Genomic DNA, 992 nt, shown 5'->3' with positions numbered 1-992 from the left:
GTTATAGATCATCCCCGCCATGATCGCGATGTGTGTGCAACAGAGATCCGCCATGATCGCGATGTGTGTGCAACAGAGATCGTGGCGGGGATGATGCCCGCTCATGTTATCCGTCGAGTGTGACTGACGCGATGTGGGCGGTCCTCGCCCCGCTGATGCCGGTGCGTGAACTGCGTAAAGGCGGTCGGCCGCGGGTCTACGGCGATCGGTTGATCCTGGACTCGATTTTCTATGTGCTGCGGTCGGGGTGCCCGTGGCGGATGATGCCCCGTGATCTCGCGCCGGCGGACGCGGCGCATCGTTGGTTCACGGCGTGGCGGAAGAACGGCACGTGGGACGCGATCCATGACGAGCTTCGCCGGCGGGTTCGGGTGGCGGCCGGTCGTGAGCCGGAGCCGTCCGCGGCGGTACTGGACGCCCAGTCCATCAAGTCCAGTGAGGGTGGCGAATGTCGCGGGTTCGACATGGGAAAGAAGACCACGGGTCGTAAGCGGCACCTGGTCGTCGACACGATGGGGTTGATCCTGGTGGTGATGGTCACCTCCGCCTCTGTCAACGACCGTCCCGGCGGCCGGCGGATCCTGCAACAGCTCGCCGAGGCCTTCACCACCGTCGCCCTCGTGTGGGCCGACGGCGGGTACGCCAACAGCATCGACTCCACCCTGCTGAGCTGGGCGAAAGACAAACTCGGCATCCTGCTGGAGATCATCAGACGCACCGACGAGGTCAAGGGCTTCAAGATCCTGCCGCGCCGCTGGGTGGCCGAACGCACGTTCGGCTGGCTGGTCCGCAACCGGCGCCTGGCCCGCGACTACGAACGACTGACCGTCAACTCCGAAGCGATGATCAAGATCGCGATGATTCGACTCATGACGATACGTCTGGCCGGCCAGGCGGTCCGCTGGACCAACGCCACCGAACGCGAAGCCGCACTACGCATCGACGCCGAACGACTTATTGCAGCGTAACCACTCGGTTACCCGACGGTCTCT

At 64.3% G+C, this 992-nt stretch carries 1 pseudogene; it reads left to right on the top strand.

Going from position 1 to position 992, the window contains the following annotated elements:
* Window positions 1–65 precede the first annotated feature (65 nt).
* A pseudogene (locus KBX37_RS33965) lies at window positions 66–887 on the top strand (IS5 family transposase); the annotation flags it as partial.
* Window positions 888–992 lie beyond the last annotated feature (105 nt).

This window comes from Micromonospora sp. U56, from assembly GCF_018070095.1.
GTDB classification, from domain to species: domain Bacteria; phylum Actinomycetota; class Actinomycetes; order Mycobacteriales; family Micromonosporaceae; genus Micromonospora; species Micromonospora purpureochromogenes.
This window is presented reverse-complemented; position numbering and strand designations above follow the sequence as displayed.